General features: G+C 55.3%; 15 protein-coding genes. 9 read left to right on the top strand and 6 right to left on the bottom strand.

The window, feature by feature from the left end; all coding sequences use genetic code 11:
* Positions 1–6: 6 nt before the first annotated feature.
* From IEY52_RS13840 to IEY52_RS13825, 4 genes are all read right to left on the bottom strand, one after another.
* Positions 7–975: an ABC transporter substrate-binding protein gene (locus IEY52_RS13840; RefSeq protein WP_189003297.1), complete on the bottom strand. Its 969-nt coding sequence runs from the start codon at positions 973–975 to the stop codon at positions 7–9.
* Positions 976–1057: 82 nt separating this feature from the next.
* Positions 1058–1471 carry a DUF4395 domain-containing protein gene (locus IEY52_RS13835; protein WP_189003296.1) on the bottom strand — a complete coding sequence of 138 codons (414 nt, stop codon included), beginning with the start codon at positions 1469–1471 and terminating at the stop codon, positions 1058–1060.
* A gap of 201 nt (positions 1472–1672) precedes the next feature.
* Positions 1673–2140 carry an Rrf2 family transcriptional regulator gene (locus tag IEY52_RS13830; protein ID WP_189003295.1) on the bottom strand — a complete coding sequence of 156 codons (468 nt, stop codon included), beginning with the start codon at positions 2138–2140 and terminating at the stop codon, positions 1673–1675.
* A 249-nt stretch (positions 2141–2389) separates the two neighbouring features.
* Positions 2390–2752: a roadblock/LC7 domain-containing protein gene (locus IEY52_RS13825; RefSeq protein ID WP_189003294.1), complete on the bottom strand. Its 363-nt coding sequence runs from the start codon at positions 2750–2752 to the stop codon at positions 2390–2392.
* A gap of 144 nt (positions 2753–2896) precedes the next feature.
* Here IEY52_RS13825 and IEY52_RS13820 point away from each other — a divergent pair, with 144 nt between their 5' ends.
* From IEY52_RS13820 to IEY52_RS13790, 7 genes are all read left to right on the top strand, one after another.
* Positions 2897–5104: an ATP-dependent helicase gene (locus IEY52_RS13820; RefSeq protein WP_189003293.1), complete on the top strand. Its 2208-nt coding sequence runs from the start codon at positions 2897–2899 to the stop codon at positions 5102–5104.
* A gap of 361 nt (positions 5105–5465) precedes the next feature.
* Positions 5466–5933 carry a MarR family winged helix-turn-helix transcriptional regulator gene (locus IEY52_RS13815; protein ID WP_189003292.1) on the top strand — a complete coding sequence of 156 codons (468 nt, stop codon included), beginning with the start codon at positions 5466–5468 and terminating at the stop codon, positions 5931–5933.
* Positions 5930–8131: an MDR family MFS transporter gene (locus IEY52_RS13810; RefSeq protein ID WP_189003291.1), complete on the top strand. Its 2202-nt coding sequence runs from the start codon at positions 5930–5932 to the stop codon at positions 8129–8131. Before IEY52_RS13815 ends, IEY52_RS13810 begins: the two co-directional genes overlap by 4 nt.
* A 106-nt stretch (positions 8132–8237) precedes the next feature.
* Positions 8238–8714, top strand: a complete 477-nt coding sequence (locus IEY52_RS13805) for a DUF192 domain-containing protein (RefSeq protein WP_189003290.1) — start codon at positions 8238–8240, stop codon at positions 8712–8714.
* A gap of 126 nt (positions 8715–8840) precedes the next feature.
* Positions 8841–10736, top strand: a complete 1896-nt coding sequence (gene speA / locus IEY52_RS13800) for a biosynthetic arginine decarboxylase (RefSeq protein ID WP_189003289.1) — start codon at positions 8841–8843, stop codon at positions 10734–10736.
* Between the two features lie 200 nt (positions 10737–10936).
* Positions 10937–11764: a hypothetical protein gene (locus IEY52_RS13795; protein ID WP_189003288.1), complete on the top strand. Its 828-nt coding sequence runs from the start codon at positions 10937–10939 to the stop codon at positions 11762–11764.
* A 2-nt stretch (positions 11765–11766) separates the two neighbouring features.
* On the top strand, positions 11767–12984 hold the full coding sequence (locus IEY52_RS13790) for a class I SAM-dependent RNA methyltransferase (RefSeq protein WP_189003287.1): 1218 nt from the start codon (positions 11767–11769) through the stop codon (positions 12982–12984).
* A 41-nt stretch (positions 12985–13025) separates the two neighbouring features.
* Here IEY52_RS13790 and acpS read toward each other — a convergent pair whose 3' ends face one another.
* Positions 13026–13430, bottom strand: a complete 405-nt coding sequence (gene acpS / locus IEY52_RS13785; RefSeq protein WP_189003286.1) for a holo-ACP synthase — start codon at positions 13428–13430, stop codon at positions 13026–13028.
* A gap of 98 nt (positions 13431–13528) precedes the next feature.
* Between acpS and IEY52_RS13780 the strand changes: the two genes are divergently transcribed.
* Positions 13529–14614, top strand: coding sequence for a YjgN family protein (locus tag IEY52_RS13780; RefSeq protein ID WP_189003285.1), 1086 nt, complete (start codon positions 13529–13531; stop codon positions 14612–14614).
* Positions 14615–14617: 3 nt separating this feature from the next.
* Entirely contained in the window at positions 14618–15637 is a 1020-nt protein-coding gene (locus IEY52_RS13775; RefSeq protein WP_189003284.1) for a M48 family metallopeptidase, read from the top strand.
* Positions 15638–15736: 99 nt separating this feature from the next.
* Here IEY52_RS13775 and glpX read toward each other — a convergent pair whose 3' ends face one another.
* Positions 15737–16708: a class II fructose-bisphosphatase gene (gene glpX, locus IEY52_RS13770; RefSeq protein WP_189003283.1), complete on the bottom strand. Its 972-nt coding sequence runs from the start codon at positions 16706–16708 to the stop codon at positions 15737–15739.
* Positions 16709–16905: the final 197 nt, after the last annotated feature.

Raw genomic sequence — 16905 nt, 5'->3', positions numbered from 1 at the left:
TCAGCCTCACTTGACGAGTTTCTGGAGCAGATCGAGGTTCAGGAATTGATCAAAATCGGGAAGGTTGCGGGAGAAGCCTGCCTCTTTGTTGAGCTGGGCGTATTCTTCCAGGGTGTCCAGAGGGATGTCCCAGCCCACCCGGGTGCGGGCCAGGGCTTTGAACAGGACGGTCTGGTCGGGGCGTTGCTTGGTGAAATTATAGATCTCGTTGGAGAGAGCCTTCTGAGCCAGCACGTTCGACTTCTTAATGAAATTGATGCCCGCCAGGTGGCCTTTCAGGATGGCCTCGGTGACTTTGGGGTTGTCCTTGATGAATCTGGTGTTGCCGACCAGCACGGTGGTGGTGTAGTTGCCACCTTTCCAGATCTGGCGTTCGCTCAGGACCAGTTTGGCACCTTGCTGTTCCAGCACCGCACCCCAGGGCTCCTGCACCAGGGCGGCGTCCACCTGTTTGGCGGCGAATGCTGCGGGCATGTCGGCGGGGTTGATGGGGACGATGGTGACATCGCCTCCCTGATCGGTGGCCCTCAAGCCTGCTTCTCTCAGGATATAACGCAGGCTGATGTCCTGCGTAGACCCACGGGTGGGCACGGCCACTTTCTTGCCTTTCAGCCCTTTGACACCAGAGATCTTGATGTCTCCTCTGGACACCAGCACGGCTCCGGCTTTGGCAGCACCGCTGATCACCTGAACAGGCAGGCCGTTCATGAAACCGTTCATGGCAGGGCCAGGACCGACATAGGCGAAATCCAGGGCACCAGCAGCAAAAGCCTCATTGATCTGGGAGCCGTTGGCAAACTGTCTGACTTCCAGTTTGACCCCACTTCCCAGTTCTTTCTGGAACAGTTTCTGGTTGATGGCGACCAGTCCGGCAGCGTGGGTGACGTTGGGGAAGATGCCAATGCGAACAGTGTCGGCTTTCTGGGCAGCAGCAGTCCCGATGATCAGCAAGGTGGTGAGCAAGAGTTTTTTCATGTGGGTGTGCTCCTTGGGTCTTTATTGAAAGTGATGCTCAGCGTTGGGAATCAGGCTTGAGCATCACAGGGGGGTGAGGGGGTCAGTGTTGTTTGCTCTGGCGGTACTGGTTCAGTTTGAGGTGAAGGTAAATCTGGCACCCCAGGCAGAACCCGGTGGTCAGGTTGACCAGGGCCAGCACGATCACAATGCCAGAAAGTGAGGCAGCCAGCACAACATTCTGGCTGAAGAGGGCCAGGCTGGAAGCCAACAGGAAAGCGCCTCCCAGCAGTTGTGCAAACTGGCTGGCATCGAAGTGCTCGGGGGCAGGAATCTGGATGCCAGTGAGTTTGCTGTACAGCCAGCGGAAAGGGGAGTGGGCAGGCTGGACTGCGCCCAGCAGGATGCTGAAAGCCAGACAGAACAGCAGCACCGGAACCTGAATCACAAGTGCAATCAGGGTCAGGGCGATCATGTTGCTCTGCTGAAAGTGTTCCAAACTGGGTCTGTGGTCCATGGGGAAACCCCTCCTCGAATAGTTGAGTAGAATAGTAAACTACTCAATTTACAAGGATTGTAAACAATGCTGCGATTGCGGTCAAGAGATGTCTGGGACTTGTCTAAAAGGCTGCACTGGATCAAAGCCGCCAGGGAAACCCCAAAAACAAAAAACCTCATGCTGCACAGGCATGAGGTTGAGGTGTTGAAAAGTTCAGTTTTAGACGTTGGGCCTGAGCAGGTGGTCCAGGCAGTAAGAATAGTTGTTCCCCTGCTTGAAGTCCTGCACCAGATCCGCCACGGTCATTTCCCCCAGCACTTCCAGCACAGCATCACGGATCCTGCGCCAGATCTTGTTGCGGGCAAAACACCTGGGTTCTTCGGGGCAATCCTCGTGCCAGTTCAGGCTGATGCAGGAAAGGGGAGCCACTGGACCATCCACCGCACGCACCACCTCGCACAGGCTCAGCAGGTGGGGTTTGCGGGCCAGGGCATATCCTCCTCCGATGCCTTTCTTGGATTTGATGATGCTCTTGCTGGAGAGCAAAGCCAGAATGCGCACCAGATAGGGACGGGCGATGCCGGTGTGTTCGCTGATCTCATCGCTGCTCACCCAGCGGTCCAGGTCCTGCATGCCCAGATACCCGAGAGCCTGAAATGAGTAGATGTCGGTGGTGGAAAGACGCATATGACAGTAGTGTACCAATTTAGCGAACTTGTAGATTGTGCTCAAAGGGGGCTTGCCAGGGATGCCGGGGGCGCAGGGCCGAGGGCCGAGGGCAAAAAGCCTCCGCTTTAAGCCATCAGCGGTCAGCATTTGACCTGTGGCTTTTGCCAAAGCATCATAGGCTCTCGGCTCTCGGCAAATTTCCTGACGAAGGCCAACAAAAAACCTGCCCTCAAGGACAGGTCATCTGTACGCTGCAGCCACTGTGCTTTACAGGGACTCTGCAATTTTGCGGGTTGCATCGCGGGCTTCCAGGTGAATCAGGCCCACACTGGACCAGCTGGGTGCAACCACTGCCAGCACGCCCTTGGTTCCTGCGGCATAGATCAGGATCTGTGCGCTGGAGCCAGTGACGCTGGTTTCGCTAAGGGTTCCTGCGCTCAGCGTCTCGCTGATGCGCTTCCCCAGACCTAGAGCCGTTGCCGCCATCGCTGCCACCCTTGTGGGGTCGGTTCCAGCCATCGAGTATGCGATGGGCAGACCGTCTGTGGAGGCCACCATCACCCCTTGAAGCTCGGGAATGGCACTGCGAAGGTGATCGATGATGTGTTGCAGTTGTTCCTGTTTGCTCATGATATCAGTCGCCCTTTGATACAATACCAACTTTCTTGCCCCTAGTATAACTTCTATCCAGACCTCAGGGGGTCACTCCAGCAGTACACCAGGTACATTCACCTGCATCCAACCCATTTGTCTTGCTGTAAACTGAATTGGCACATGGATTTACTGTCACAGCTAAACCCCAACCAGGCCGAGGCCGCTGCCCATTATACCGGACCCGCTCTGGTCATTGCTGGAGCAGGCAGCGGAAAGACCCGCACCCTGGTTTACCGTCTGGCGCATCTGATCATGCACCATCATGTTCCCCCAAGAGAAATCCTGGCCGTCACCTTCACCAACAAGGCGGCTGCAGAAATGCGAGAACGTGCCGAAAAACTGGTTTACGGTGCCAGCGATTTGTGGATGAGCACCTTCCACTCTGCCGGAGTCAGGATCCTGCGGGCTTACGGTGAAAACATCGGCCTCAAACGGGGCTTTGTGATCCTGGATGACGACGACCAGCTGGATTTGCTCAAAGAAATCATGGGAGGCATTCCCGGAATGCCCCAGGACGCCAACCCCAGATACCTGCGTTCCATCATCGACAAGGCCAAATCCAACCTCTGGACCCCCGACGACCTGTATGTCAAAGGGGATGAGTTCATGGCGGGCCTCAGGAAAGACGTTGCCGTGGAAGGGTACCGCCGCTATGAATCCCGCATGCGGGGCATGAATGCCATTGATTTCGGGGATTTGCTCTCTGAAACGGTGCGCCTGTTCAGGGAAGTCCCGGAGGTGCTGGAAAAAATCCAGGCCCGTGCCCGATTCATCATGATTGACGAGTACCAGGACACCAACACCGCCCAGTATGAATTTGCAAGGCTGATTGCCAGCAAAGAAAGAAATCTTCTGGTTGTAGGTGACCCCGACCAGAGCATCTATAAATTTCGTGGCGCTGATATTAAGAATATTCTGGATTTTCAGAAAGATTATTCAGATGCTAAGGTTTACAAACTTCAGGAGAATTACCGGTCCAGTGCCAAGGTGCTGACCATCGCCAACAAACTGATCGAGAACAATGCAGAGCGTCTGGAGAAAACCCTGGTTCCCGTCAAACCCGATGGGGAAGACGTGTGGTTTTACCGGGCCACCGACCAGAAGTTTGAGTCGGACTTTGTGGCCCAGCAAATCACCCTGATGAGCCACCGGGGATACAAACTCACCGACATGGCTGTGCTGTACCGCACCAATGCCCAGTCCCGGGTGGTGGAAGAATCGCTCAGACGGGCCCAGATTCCAGCAAAGATCATTGGTGGTGTGGGGTTCTATGACCGCCGGGAAATCAAGGACATCCTGGCCTACGCCCGACTGGCCATCAATCCATCAGACGATGTGGCCTTCCGGCGGGTGGTGGGCCGTCCCAAACGGGGCATCGGGGACACTGCAGTGCAGAAACTGCTGGACTGGGGCAGCCTGTACAAAAAATCTCTGCTGGAAGCGGCCCGCATGGCAGACACCATTCTGGAACGGGGGGCCAACAAGTGCCAGGATTTTGCCCTGCTCATGCAGTCCCTCTCCGAAGCCGTGGACCTGTACGAGCCGCACCACTTCCTCAGGATGGTCATTGAGTCCACAGGCTACCTGGAGATGCTCAAAGCCGAGGGTCAGGAAGGGCATGACCGCCGGGAAAACCTGGAAGAACTCCTGAACGCAGCCACCGACTGGAGCGAGCAGCATGAAGGAGGTTCCATTGCAGACTTCCTGGACGATGCAGCCCTGCTTTCCAGCGTGGACGACGAAAAAGTTAAACTGGCCAACGGGGATGTTCCAGAAGAAAGCATCACCCTGATGACCCTGCACAACGCCAAAGGGCTGGAATTCCCGGTGGTGTTCATTGTGGGGGTGGAGGAGGGACTCCTTCCCAGCCGCAACAGCCTGATGGAACCCGGAGGTCTGGAAGAGGAGCGCCGCCTGTTCTATGTGGGCATCACCCGTGCCATGGACCGCCTGTACCTGACCGCTGCCGAGAACCGCATGCAGTACGGCAAAACCAACGCCTGCGAGGACAGCCGTTTTCTGGAGGAGATTGAAGGTGGCTTTGTTCCTGTGGACCTTTACGGACAGCCTGCTTCTGCCAAAAAGCGTGGAGGCTGGTCCACTTTTCATCCCAGTGCACCCAGTGTGCCCAGATCCACGGCTCCCAGCACAACCCCTTCTGCCTCCGATGGTTTTAAAGGGGGAGAGAAAGTCAAACACCCCAAATTTGGCAATGGCATTGTGCTGGCGGTGGCTGGTTTTGGAGACAAGCAGCAGGTGACGGTGAACTTTGCAGGGGTGGGGAACAAAACCCTGCTGACCAAATTTGCGAATCTGACGCGGGCCTGAGCTGGTCTGCATCGTGCTGTTCATGAGAAGGGGATCTCCAGGATCCCCTTCTGCGTTTTTGGGGTGTGCGTTGTAGAGCACTGAGGGTGAGATCCCCCTGCCTGTCGTTGCACTCCAGGCTGTCCCCCATCGGCGTTGGGGGATTTCTCTCGTCCTACACCCATCCCCCTTCGGTAAGGGGAACCGCAAAGCGAAGCGATGTGCAGGGGGATCTCACCCGCAACAATCTCAAACGCACACCTCACCCCCAATGCCGACGGGGGACAGCTGGGGCAACCCCTGTGATGCTTCCGAAGAGGGATAGTTGAAATGACGTAATAGTTTCATTTTGGAATTATTTTCGTGTTATAAATATATCCATATGGAAGATCTTCCCAACGTCACCCAGTGCAGCACCCGGATTGGCCGGTCGCTGTGGAAATCCCTGCAGGTGATGAAGCAGAACGTGGCCCCCATGCTGCAAGAGCAGTATGGGATCGAATTCAAGCATTTTGTGCTGCTGGGGTTTGTGGAGGAAGGCAAGATTTACCCCACCAACCTTTCTGGTTGCATGTCCGTGGGTCCCAGCCAGGTTTCCCGCATGATCGAGGAAGTGCAGAAACTGGGACTGCTGGAACGGCAACTGGACAGCGAAGATTCACGCAGGGTCAAACTCCACCTCACTGCAAAAGGAGAAGAAGTTTTGCAACAGGCCCGTGACCTGATGCACGGCATCATTGCGCAGGCTTTGCAAGGTTTTCCCACACAGTATCTGGAGATGTTCACTTACGGCATGGAAAAACTTACAGACGCCCTTGAAGACATTCAAACCCCAGGAGACAAGGCATGACCGAAACCCCCCAGAATGCCCGGCCCAATCAGGGCCCATCTCAGGCTGGCCCCTCCAGCGAGATGCCCAAATTGACCCAGCAGCAGGCCACCTTCACCCTGGTGGGTCTCATGCTCGGGATTTTCCTCTCTGCCCTGGACCAGACCATTGTGGCCACCGCAGCCCCCATCATCCAGAAGGACCTGGACATCCCCGCAGCCCTCTTTTCCTGGCTGACCACCTCTTATTTGCTGGCCAGCACCGTGATGGTGCCCGTCTGGGGCAAACTGGGAGACATTTACGGACGCAGACGCATTTACATGACCGGTCTGTCCATCTTCCTGTTTGGATCTGTGTTGTGCGGTCTGGCCCAGAACGGGATGGAACTGGTGTGGTTCCGTGGGATTCAGGGTCTGGGCTCCGCTGCCCTGTTCACCACCGCACTGGCCGCCATTGCTGACATTTTTCCCCCACAGCAGCGGGCCAAATTTGGTGGCCTCTTTGGAGCCATGTTCGGGATTTCCAGCGTCATTGGTCCATTGCTGGGTGGATGGCTCACGGACAGCTTCTCCTGGCACTGGATTTTCTATGTGAACGTGCCTCTGGGAGCCATTGCCATTGTCTTCATCCTCAGCCGCATGCCCTCCCTGAAGCGCGACTGGGGCAACAACCGACCCAAAGTGGACTGGGCAGGCACCTTCTGGTTGCTGGTGGCTGCTGTTCCCCTGCTGATTGCTCTCTCCCTGGGTAAAAATGAAGTCACTGAAGGCTCTGGCGGCTTCCTGTGGAGCTCCTGGCAGATCCTCTCCATGTTCGCCCTGTCTGTGGTGGGCTGGATCACCTTCTACTTCACTGAAAAGCGGGTCAAAGATCCCATCATCAACATGGAACTGTTCGGCATCCGGGCTTTTGCCTGGGGCAACGTGGCCGCTTTTGTGGCAGGTGCAGCCTTCTTTGCCGCAGTGGTCTTTCTGCCCCTCTTCATGGTGAACGTGGTGGGCCTGTCTGCCACCCGCTCGGGCCTCACCACCCTGCCCCTGACCTTCGGGATTGTTCTGGGCAATGTTTTCAGCGGTCAACTGGTCGCCAGACTCAACCGCTACAAGATCATCCTGCTGGTTGCCATGGTGATTCTGGCCACTGCCTTTGCCCTGATGGCCTTCACACTGGACATCAATGCCACCCAGTTCTCGGTGTCCTGGAAGATGTTCCTGATCGGGATTGGTCTGGGCCCCACCATTCCGCTGTTCACCCTGGCCATTCAGAGTGCAGTGGAGCCCCGTTACATTGGTGTGGCCACCTCGGTGGGCACCTTTTCCCGCCAGCTTGGAAACACCGTGGGCATTGCCATTCTTGGGTCCATCTTTGCTTCGGCACTGTCCCAGGAGATGACCAGTAAGCTGGATGTCATCAAGAAAGACCTGCCTGCTGCCCTGCAAAAACAATTTGAGGGTTTTGGCAGTGGAGGATCCGGTGGAGAGGGCAGCACCAACGGAAACCTCGACACCAAACAGCTCAAGAAAGACCTCGGCAAGAAACTTGACGAGCAGAAAGTCACGCTGGTCAAGGCCATCCGGGACCAGGACAAAGCAGCCATTCAGAGCCTCGCTGCCAACGAAAACCTGCCTGAAGACAGCCGCAAAGCTTTCCAGGAGGGTGGCATCCAGGCCTCCATCCAGAAGGGCTTTGATGGGCAGCGTGACCTGTTCACCCGTGCCATCAAAAACGAAGACAAAGCCGCCATTCAGGAATTGCTCGCCTCTGCAAACACTCCCCAGCAACTGAAAGACGCCTTCAAGAACGGTTCCATTCAGGACAGCATCAAACAAGGTTTTGCCCTGAAACGTGCCAGCATTCCCGCCAGCAACACCACTGCTCTGGCTGGACTGAACGCTGCAGAACAGCAAACCCTGGCACAGGTGCCTGACCAGACGCTCAAGCAGGTGCTGACCGGACTGGACGCAGCAGAAGCCAGAACCCTCAAAGAAGTGCCTGACCAGGCCCTCAAAGCAGCCACCCAGAGCATCGATGAAGCAAAAGTCACCGCTGAAAAGACCATCGACAAGGTGGGGCTGGCCTTCAAAGAATCCATCACCGATTCCATCAAGGCGCTCTACAAATCCACCATCCTGATTGTGGCCCTGGCTTTCCTGGTGACGGTGCTGATGCCTGAGGTGCCCATGCGTTCTGGCAACAGACCTCCTGCAGCGGCAGAATAACCCTGCGCCAAACCTGCAAAACCCAAGGTTTGCTCAACCCACTGCTTCAATGTGCAGTGGGTTTTTCATCTTTCTTCACCCTCACATTCGGTAGCATTGAGACAGCATGAAAACACCCCTTCTCGCTGCTGTTTTGTTCCTCTCCGTTGCTTCTGCCCAGATCAAGCTTCCAGCTGGAATCGAAGCTGTCGCTTTTGGCAGTGCTGAAGTGACCTTCAAAGGCACCGTCACCAGAACCGTGCTGCTGGAAGCCGCCATTTCTCCCCAGCAATCCGAGCGGGGCCTGATGTACCGCACCAGCATGGCAAAAGATGCTGGAATGCTTTTTGTTCTGGGCATGCAGGACCGTGCTGCTGCTTTCTGGATGAAGAACACACTGATTCCGCTGGACATTGCCTTTTTCAATTCCAGAGGCGTCATTGTGGATGTGCTGCAGATGCAACCCTGCAAGGCCAGCGATGAGAATTGTGCCACTTACCCTTCCAGCAAACCCGTGGTGGGGGCCATTGAAATGAACCTGGGCTGGTTCAAAAAGAACCACATCAAAGTGGGAGACAAAGTCAGTTTCAAAATGAAATACTGAAGGGTTTTTCTTTGGAATAACCCCGTCTGGCTCGATTGTCAGCATCATGACATCATCCCGCAGAAAAGGTGGTACACTCGACTCTGCAATCAGGACTGAGCCTGTAGCCAAGGAGGAAACCTAGCGTTGAAAAACACCCGATTCAAGCCTCAGGACGCCGCTGAACTTTATGGGGTACCGTACTGGTCCAGCGGTTATTTTCGTGTCAATGACGGGGGCAAACTGGAAGTGGATTTGCCCGGCGGACTTTCCATCGTTTTAGAGGAAGTCATTGAGGAACTCGTGGCACGCGGCAAGAGCATGCCCATCATTCTGCGTTTCCCGCAGGTGCTGGCAGAACGTGTCAAAAGTCTTTCCGAGGCTTTTCGCAAAGCCATCAAGGAATACGATTACCAGGGGAAGTATCAGGGCGTTTTCCCAATCAAGGTGAACCAGAGGCGGGTGGTGGTCGAAACCATCGCCAGAGCAGGCTACTCCTACCACACCGGACTGGAAGCAGGCTCCAAAGCCGAGCTTGCCCTCTGCCTGGCCCAGAACATCCACCCGGAAGCCCTCTTGTGCTGCAACGGCTTCAAGGACGATGGTTTTGTCAGCCTGGCCCTGTGGGGCCGCAAGCTGGGCAAAAACGTGGTGATCACCCTGGAAAAAATGAGCGAACTGGACCGGGTGCTCAGGCTCTCCAAAGAACTGAACGTCAAACCTGCAGTGGGTGTGCGTTTCAAACTCAACGCCAAGGGCAGCGGCCAGTGGGAAGAATCCGGTGGAGACAACGCCAAATTCGGCCTGAACGCAGCAGAACTGCTGCACGTGGTGGAACGCCTGCGTGAAGAAGACATGCTGGACGCCCTCACCATGATCCACTGCCACATCGGCTCACAGATCACCGACATCCGCCGCATCAAGGTGGCCGTGCGTGAAGCCACCAACGTGTACGCCAACCTGGTGAAAGCCGGGGTGCCTGTCAAATACCTGAACGTGGGCGGCGGTCTGGGCGTCGATTACGACGGCTCCAAAACCACCTTTTATGCCAGCATGAACTACACCATGGCAGAGTACGCTGCAGACGTGGTTTACACCATTCAGGAAGTCTGCCAGCGCATGGAAGTTCAGGAGCCCATCATCGTTTCGGAGTCTGGACGTGCCCTCACGGCGCACCACTCTGTGCTGGTGATTCCCGTGCTGGACGTGACGGGCCCCAATGTGGACCAGAACTTCATTCCAGACCGCAAGGAAGAACAGCACCAGATCGTCACCGACCTTGAGCAGTTGCAGGAAAACATCACGGTGCGCAACGCCCGCGAAATCTACAACGATGCTGTGGCAGACAAAGAGACCATGAACAACCTGTTCAACCTCGGGTACCTGAGTTTGCATGACCGTGCCCGTGGTGAAGCCCTCTTCAATGCCATCATCCGCAAGATCGCCAAGGCCGTGCAGGACATGAAGTACGTGCCAGATGAGCTGGAAGACCTGCCACGGGTGCTGGCAGACAAATACGTCTGCAACTTCTCCCTGTTCCAGTCACTGCCAGACAACTGGGCCATCGACACCCTGTTTCCAATCATTCCGATTCACCGCATGGATGAGCGTCCCACCCGTGAAGCCACCCTGGTAGACATCACCTGCGACAGTGACGGAAAGATCGACAAATTCATTGACCTGCGTGATGTGAAACGCACTTTGCCCCTGCATGAACTGGACGGCAATCCCTATTACCTGGGGATTTTCCTGGCCGGAGCCTACCAGGATGTGCTGGGAAGCGGACACAACCTCTTTGGCAAGGTCAATGAAGCCCATGTGGTGGCAGACAAGGAAGAAGGCTACCGCATTGACCTGTTCGTGCGCGGCCAGAAAGCCCGCCGCATGATTGAGAACATGGGTTACGAAGAAGACGACCTGCGCGACTCCATTGAAGCCCAGATCGAAACCGCCCGCAAAAAAGGCAACTTCACACCCACCGAAGCCAAAGAACTCGGAACCACCTACACCGAGGAACTGCTCGGGTACACCTACCTGGAATAAATTCAGCAGAACTTGAAGCTGCTCTGTAAAGGGCAGCTTTTCAGTTTACAGTGTGCAGTTCACAGTCAAAACCCCCTGTCGCTTCTGCCTGGAGGAATTCCAGAGTGTATGGAGTGCACAGGGTTTGCCATCCATTTTTCTGTCAACTGTCTACTGTAAACTCTGAACTGCTCTTGCAAAATCCGGTAGAATCAGGCCACATGGACTTTTCTCGCATTCTGGAATTCTTCTCGGGCAGGAAATTCTGGATCATCTTTGTCAGCATCATTGCCCTGATCGCCTTTTTTTCGATGGTGGACCTCAAGGCCGCAAGTTGCCAGATCGTGTACCGCAACCTGGACCCCACCCTGAAAAGCTCTTACTGCGTTCCGGCTTACCGGTTTGATCCGCAGTGGAAGAAAGTGGATGACCAGACCCTCAGCTTTGCAGGGGAAATCCTTCCAGACAGCCTTGCAGAGTTCAAACGCTTTTTCACCCCGTCCATCAAGAAGGTGGTGATCAACTCCATCACCGGGGACCACCACGCTGCTTTTGAAATTGGCAAAATGCTCAAGAAGCAGGGTGTGGACGTGCAGGTGGATGGGTTTTGCATGGCTGCCTGTGCCAGCTACTGGTTTCTGGCAGGCAAAACCAAAATGCTGGAAGGCGGACTGGTGGGTTTTCAGGGCAACATCACTGCAGCAGTGTCCAACCTGACCGAGGCCCAGATCCGGGAGAACCTGGAAAAGGAATTCAAGGACACCACAGGCACCCGTGGCACCCCAGAACAACTGGAAACGGCGTACAAGCGCTTCAAGACCACCCTGAAAGAAGAAGCAGCATTCTACCGGGATCTGGGCATCAGCCAGGACCTGTTCACGGAAAGCCAGAAAACCGACAAGGGCGCTGGAGACAAAAAGACCTACATTTTCCTGATCCCCAGCCGCAAACAGATGCAAAAGTACGGGGTCAAGGGCATTGAAGGAGAGCAGAGCCAGTCTCTTCTGAAGGTTCTTGCCACCACTGGCCCTTCGTATTACAAGGAGTGAAGTTGATCGTTACTGTCGAAAAAATCATTTCTGGAGGGCTGGGACTGGCCCGCCATGAAACCGGTGTGGTGCTGATTGAAGGAGGACTGCCCAAAGAGGTGTTGGATGTGCAGGTCTTTCAGGAGAAACCTGTGCGCACCGCCCGCATCCTGAAGATCATCGAGGAATCCCCGGACCGGACCGATCCCCTGGACGCTCCACCCACCCTCAACCTGGCCCACGCCACCTATGAGGCCCAGTTGCGTTACAAGCAGGGCATTGTGCAGGACGCGCTGGTTCGCATTGGAAAAATTCATCTGGAGGTGGCTTCCACACAGTCCAGTCCCAGCCAGTGGCATTACCGCACGGTGGCCCAGTATGGCATTGATTCGGGACGGTTTTTTTACCGGGAGCGGGGCAGCCATGAGAAACGCACCCTGCGTGCAGACCCCATCGCCCATGACCGCATTGATGCCCTGCTGCGCACTGTGGACCCTGGAAAACTGGGTGGAGCATATGAAGTGGTGTTCCGCACCAGCATCCTGTCTGGAGAAACCCTTGCTGCCCTGATTGGGGAAGGCAACCCGCAGGATTACCAGAAAGCAGCCCTGTATCTGGCAGATCTGGGCATTCAAGGGGTGTCCCATGCCAAACCCGGAAAATACCGCTTCCAGCATGGAGCCAGACTGGTGTGGGGCGAGCCTTCCACACTGGAACAGTACGGCAAATACCCGCTCAGCGTGATGGTCAGCAGTTTCGCCCAGGTGAACCCTGAAGCTGCCAGCGAACTGTTTCTAAAAGCCGCCGAACTGGCAGGAGCAGGGGAGACGGCCCTGGACCTGTATGGCGGGAGTGGTGCTCTGGGTTTGCACCTCGCCAGCCATTACGGCAAGGTCACAGTGCTGGACATCAACCAGGAAAGCCTGGACCGGGGCAAAAAAGACGCAGAGCGCCTGAGCATCAAAAACATCAAATTCCAGCGTGGGGATGCCAGACGCATGAACCTCGGGTACAGCACCATCACCCTGGATCCCCCCAGAGCAGGCCTGACCCCGGAAGTCATCGAGACCCTGGGGCGCAGTCAGGCAGACACACTGGTGTATGTGTCCTGCGATCCCGCCACCTGGGCCAGGGATGTCAAACAGCTGTCTGAATGGGGCTTTAAATTGCAGGAAGCCATCCCCTGGGATTTTTACCCGCACACTTCGCATGTGGAAGTGCTGAGCCTGTTGCAACGCTGAAAGGTTTGCATGCCAAACGTCAGTCTTTGCAACAGGCGTTTTTACTGTTCATGTGGCTGCTCCAGTTTTTCCAGCACCACCACAGCCTGGGCATGTTCCTTGGTGTGGGTCAGGGACAGGTGGGCCACCCAGTGGTTTGCCTGCATGTTTTTTTGCACTTCAGGACTGAATTTCAGGTATGGGCGGGAGAAAGGGAATGGTTCCTGTGGGGTTTCATCCCGCACCACCCACACGTCCTGCCAGCTGTGCCCCTCAAACCAGGTTTTCTGGAAGGCTTCTTTGGCGGCAAAACGGGCGGCCAGAGAGGGCACTGGATCGGCCATTTTCAGGCAGTAGGCCAGTTCTTCAGGGGTGAAAATCTTGTGCAGGAAGTGTTCGCCTTCCCGCTCCAGCACCTTGCGGATGCGGTGGATTTCGATCAGGTCGGTTCCAATGGCAACAATCACTTCATGACTATACTGCAAGCTGAAGCTGGTGCTGCATGTCAAATTTTTTTACACCAATTTTGCAAGGCTTTGTTACACTCAAATGAGGTGAATGTGAAATGAATGAATTGACACTGGAAAAGCCCACTCAAGCCACCCCCAAATTGCACCGTTTTGAATTCACGGGCAATGCCAATGAGTACTTCAGGATCTGGATTGTCAATCTGTTCCTGAGCATCATCACGCTGGGCATTTATGCCGCCTGGGCCAAAGTGCGGGCCAGACAGTACCTGTACGCCAACACCCGCCTGGATGGGCAGTCTTTTGAGTACCTGGGCAACCCCATTTCCATTCTGAAAGGCAACATTGTGGTGGGTGTAGGGGCAGCGGTGTACTTCCTGGCCCAGTATTACGAGATCAAATGGTTGTATGCTGTTCTGGCCATCTTTGCTTTGATTTACCCTTACCTGATCTACAAATCCCTGCGTTTCATGGCCAGCAATTCTGCCTACCGCAATGTGCGCTTCAAATTCTGGGGCAGCTCAGGGGATGCCTACAAGTATTACCTGCTCTGGATGCTGTTGATGCCATTGACCGGGGGCATCATTTTCCCATTGATTCAGTTCTACCAGCGCAGATACCTGCTGGACAATGTTGCTCTGGGAACGGCTCAGGCCAGATTCACAGGCAACTCCTCTCCATTCTGGAGGGTGTACCTGATCTCTTATGGCATTGGTTTTGTTTTTTCCATTGTGGTGGGTGTGGTGCTGCTGGGGGCCGCCATGGGTCAGGTGTACAGCGGAGGAGACGGCCTGAGCGACCTGGTGGGCACCTACATCATCATGGGGGTCTTTTACATCATTGCCCTGCTGGGTGGGGTTGCCCTGCAGCAGTACATTTATGCCCAGCTGATGAATTACAGCCTGGAGAACACCACCCTCAAAGACGGCCAGATCCGTTTCCGCAGCAAGCTCAACCACTGGACCCTGATGAAGATTCAGCTGGTCAACATCCTGGCCATTGCTGTGTCTCTGGGACTGCTGAGCCCCTGGGCCAAAATCAGGTACATGCAGTATGTGCTGAGCCGCATTGGTGTGGTGGCGGTTCCGGGTGCCCTGGATGAGATTGCTGCAATCGGCTCTGAAGAAGAGAATGCCCTGGGGGATGCCGCAGTGGGTTTCTTTGACCTGGACATCGGACTGTAAAGCATGCGCATTGAATTTGCCGCCACCTACTTTGATGGCAAAAGCTCCAGGGCCCACCCCATACGGGCTTTCTGGAATGGGGTGCACCTGCAGCTGGAATCAGAGCACCTGCACCTGTTGATTCCAGAAGGCGGGTGGGAGTTGCAACCTCCACTGGGCAACACCCGGCGGATTTTTCACTTGCAGGATGGGGGTCGTGTGGAAACGGCAGACCTGCAGGCCATCGAAAGCGTTGAAATGGCCCTGGGGCTCAATGCTGGCATGCGCTGGGTGCATGCCATAGAGCACAACTGGAAATGGGTGCTGCTGGGTTTTGTGGTGCTGGGCGTCTTTCTGCTGGGATTTTTCAGGTTCGGCCTTCCAGTGGTGGCGCAGAAAGCTGCAGAAGTGACCTCCATTTCTGTGCTGGTCACTGTGAGCGACAATGCCCTGAAATTGCTGGACCGCCAGTACCTGCAACCTTCCGCAATACCAGAATCACGCCAGCAAAAAATCCGCTCTGAATTCCAGAAAGTGGTGCAGGACATTGGAGAAAATTACCCCTATGAACTGCACTTTTACCAGAGTTCAGAACTGGGAGCCAATGCATTCGCTTTGCCTTCAGGGAACATTGTGATCACCGATGACCTGATCAAACTGGCCAGAAACGACAGGGAAATCCTGGGGGTGCTGGCCCATGAGGTGGGACATGTGATTCACCGCCATGGTCTGAAAAGCATTTACCAGAGCCTGGGGGTGTTCTTCATGATCTCGGTGGCCCTGGGAGATGTGGTTTCTCCCACGTCCCTGGCAGCTTCTGTGCCTGCTCTGCTGATCCAGAACGGTTACTCCAGGGGTTTTGAAGCCGAAGCAGACCAGACTGCAGGGAAATACATGCTGGCCCGTGGCTGGGGAACAAAGCCCCTGCAGGACATGCTGCAGAGGCTGATTGAAGACCATGAGGGTTCTGAAAGCACCACTTTGCTTTCCACCCATCCTGGAGTGCAAGAACGCCTGAAAATGCTGCAGCAAATGAAGCCCTGATCCTCTGCAGGGGAAATTTTCTGTTTGCTGTGAACTGTCAACTGTGAACTGTCCACTTCCCAAAACGGCACGTTCCCTCTGCAGGTTTCGATGAAGCTTTTAAACCCGCACCACCACACGGGCTTTGCTGTCCTGCAGATGGATGGAATCAATGAAACGCACCACCCTTGTGGAGTGTCCCATCACGATGGAATGGGTTCTGGCCCCTCCGCCGAAAGGCCGCACCCCTTCCAGCAGATCCCCATCGGTGATGCCCGTGGCACTGAAAACAATGTTGTCTCCGGGGGCCAGGTCGTTGGTTTTGTAGATTTTTTCTGTGGAGACGCCCATCAGCTTCAGGCGTTCCCGCTGCTCATCGTTCTCTGCGATGAAACGGCCCTGGAATTCGGCCCCCAGGCATTTCATGGCGGCTGCAGTGACCACCCCTTCCGGGGCACCTCCCCATCCCATCAGGGCGTGCACTCCGGTCCCACGGATGGCTGCAGCCAGACCTGCAATCACATCTCCTGCATTGATCAGCTTGACCCTGGCTCCAGCCTGACGGATTTGCTGGATCAGCGGGGTGTGGCGTTCACGGTCCAGCACCACAATCAGCAGGTCTTCCACGCTGCGCTGCAGGCTCATGGCGAGGGCTTTCAGGTTGGCCTCTACAGGCCAGTCCAGATTGACGTGCCCGAGGGCTGGAGGCGGAACCACCAGTTTGTCCATGTACACATCGGGGGCGTGCAGCAGACCGCCTTTTTCGCTCATGGCAATCACGGCAATCACATTGGGCAGGCCCTTGGCTGCTGCTTCGGTGCCCTCTACGGGATCCACAGCAATGTCCACCCTGTGGGAATGTTTGGTCTTCTGGCCCAGGTTTTCCCCGATGTAGAGCATGGGGGCCTCGTCCATTTCCCCCTCACCGATCACCACGGTGCCATCGATGTCCAGTTCATTGAGCACCTGACGCATGGCGTCTGTGCCAGCAGCATCCACTGCATTTTTGTCTCCTTTGCCAATCAGGCGGCTGGCAGCGAGGGCGGCCTGTTCGGTGACACGCACGGTTTCCAGTACAAGAGCACGTTCCATACATGGCTTTGTAACATGTGGAAAGGGTTCAATTGGTTTACAGTGTTGTAGTGTACTACACTGTTTTACCTGTTTTTCGGTTTACCAGAGTGAAATTTGTTCAGTACAACAGAACTTCTGGGCAAAAAACAGAAAAAAACTGTCTTGCAAGGCCTTTCTTTGTCTTCTGTTCGTACAAATATTTCTTTGCTTCATGA

It is taken from the genome of Deinococcus roseus, from assembly GCF_014646895.1.
Taxonomy (GTDB): Bacteria; Deinococcota; Deinococci; order Deinococcales; family Deinococcaceae; genus Deinococcus_C; species Deinococcus_C roseus.
The sequence above is the reverse complement of the archived record's forward strand: the minus strand, read 5'-3'. Positions and strand labels throughout refer to the sequence as shown.

What these genes read in the sequence shown, in the direction of transcription:
- IEY52_RS13840 (WP_189003297.1), bottom strand. Translation starts at nt 975, where the DNA reads ATGAAAAAACTCTTGCTCACCACCTTGCTGATCATCGGGACTGCTGCT.
- glpX (WP_189003283.1), bottom strand. Translation starts at nt 16,708, where the DNA reads ATGGAACGTGCTCTTGTACTGGAAACCGTGCGTGTCACCGAACAGGCC.
- IEY52_RS13805 (WP_189003290.1), top strand. Translation starts at nt 8,238, where the DNA reads ATGAAAACACCCCTTCTCGCTGCTGTTTTGTTCCTCTCCGTTGCTTCT.
- IEY52_RS13830 (WP_189003295.1), bottom strand. Translation starts at nt 2,140, where the DNA reads ATGCGTCTTTCCACCACCGACATCTACTCATTTCAGGCTCTCGGGTAT.
- IEY52_RS13820 (WP_189003293.1), top strand. Translation starts at nt 2,897, where the DNA reads ATGGATTTACTGTCACAGCTAAACCCCAACCAGGCCGAGGCCGCTGCC.
- IEY52_RS13780 (WP_189003285.1), top strand. Translation starts at nt 13,529, where the DNA reads ATGAATGAATTGACACTGGAAAAGCCCACTCAAGCCACCCCCAAATTG.
- IEY52_RS13775 (WP_189003284.1), top strand. Translation starts at nt 14,618, where the DNA reads ATGCGCATTGAATTTGCCGCCACCTACTTTGATGGCAAAAGCTCCAGG.
- IEY52_RS13835 (WP_189003296.1), bottom strand. Translation starts at nt 1,471, where the DNA reads ATGGACCACAGACCCAGTTTGGAACACTTTCAGCAGAGCAACATGATC.
- IEY52_RS13815 (WP_189003292.1), top strand. Translation starts at nt 5,466, where the DNA reads ATGGAAGATCTTCCCAACGTCACCCAGTGCAGCACCCGGATTGGCCGG.
- IEY52_RS13795 (WP_189003288.1), top strand. Translation starts at nt 10,937, where the DNA reads ATGGACTTTTCTCGCATTCTGGAATTCTTCTCGGGCAGGAAATTCTGG.
- IEY52_RS13825 (WP_189003294.1), bottom strand. Translation starts at nt 2,752, where the DNA reads ATGAGCAAACAGGAACAACTGCAACACATCATCGATCACCTTCGCAGT.
- IEY52_RS13810 (WP_189003291.1), top strand. Translation starts at nt 5,930, where the DNA reads ATGACCGAAACCCCCCAGAATGCCCGGCCCAATCAGGGCCCATCTCAG.